At 50.7% G+C, this 818-nt stretch carries 1 protein-coding gene and 1 pseudogene; one reads left to right on the forward strand and one right to left on the reverse strand.

From position 1 onward, the window contains the following. Positions 1–37: 37 nt before the first annotated feature. Positions 38–709 (forward strand): annotated as a pseudogene (locus JSN25_RS22565) (SOS response-associated peptidase). On the opposite strand, the gene JSN25_RS22570 reads toward JSN25_RS22565, so the two are convergent. After that, the coding region (locus JSN25_RS22570) for a DUF4113 domain-containing protein (RefSeq protein WP_204579058.1) at positions 702–818 on the reverse strand (117 nt) is incomplete at its 5' end. The pseudogene JSN25_RS22565 and the gene JSN25_RS22570 overlap by 8 nt on opposite strands.

Consider the following 818-nt stretch of genomic DNA (forward strand, 5'->3'; position numbering starts at 1 on the left):
CCTATACTTTCAGTCTGACATATGGCTGGAGGTTTCTATGTGTGGACGCTTTGCACAGTCAATGACGCGTGAAGATTATCTTGCCCTGCTCGCTGATGAATCAGTACGCGATATTCCATACGATCCAGAACCCATCGGAAGATTCAATGTAGCGCCAGGAACAAAAGTTCTGCTTCTGAGCGAACGTGATGAGCAGCTGCATCTTGATCCAGTTATCTGGGGATACGCCCCCGGTTGGTGGGATAAACCGCCGCTCATTAACGCACGGTCTGAAACTGCGGCCACCAGCAGAATGTTTAAACCACTCTGGCAGCATGGTCGTGCAATTTGCTTTGCTGATGGCTGGTACGAATGGAAAAAGGAAGGTGACAAAAAGCAGCCCTACTTCATTCATCGAGCCGATGGCCAGCCTATATTCATGGCGGCGATCGGCAGCACACCATTCGAACGTGGAGATGAAGCAGAAGGTTTTCTGATAGTTACAGCTGCGGCCGACAAAGGACTGGTAGATATTCACGACAGGCGGCCTCTGGTACTGTCACCAGAAGCCGCTCGCGAATAGATGAGGCAGGATACTGGAGGGAAAGAAGCTGCGGAAATTGCGGCCGACGGTTCAGTGTCGGCTGATAAATTTATATGGCATGCCATAACGCGTGCTGTCGGGAATGTGAAAAATCAGGGAGCAGATTTAATTAAGCCTGTTACTTAACCTGAAGCAGGTCCTCATAGCGGGTCGTGTATCGTGGTGACAGCATCTCTCTCTTCATCGCCCATTGTTGCTGGATCCCCTGTCCGGCGAAATAAAGCGTCCCCTTTCC

Source organism: Citrobacter cronae, assembly GCF_016893685.1.
GTDB lineage: Bacteria > Pseudomonadota > Gammaproteobacteria > Enterobacterales > Enterobacteriaceae > Citrobacter > Citrobacter werkmanii.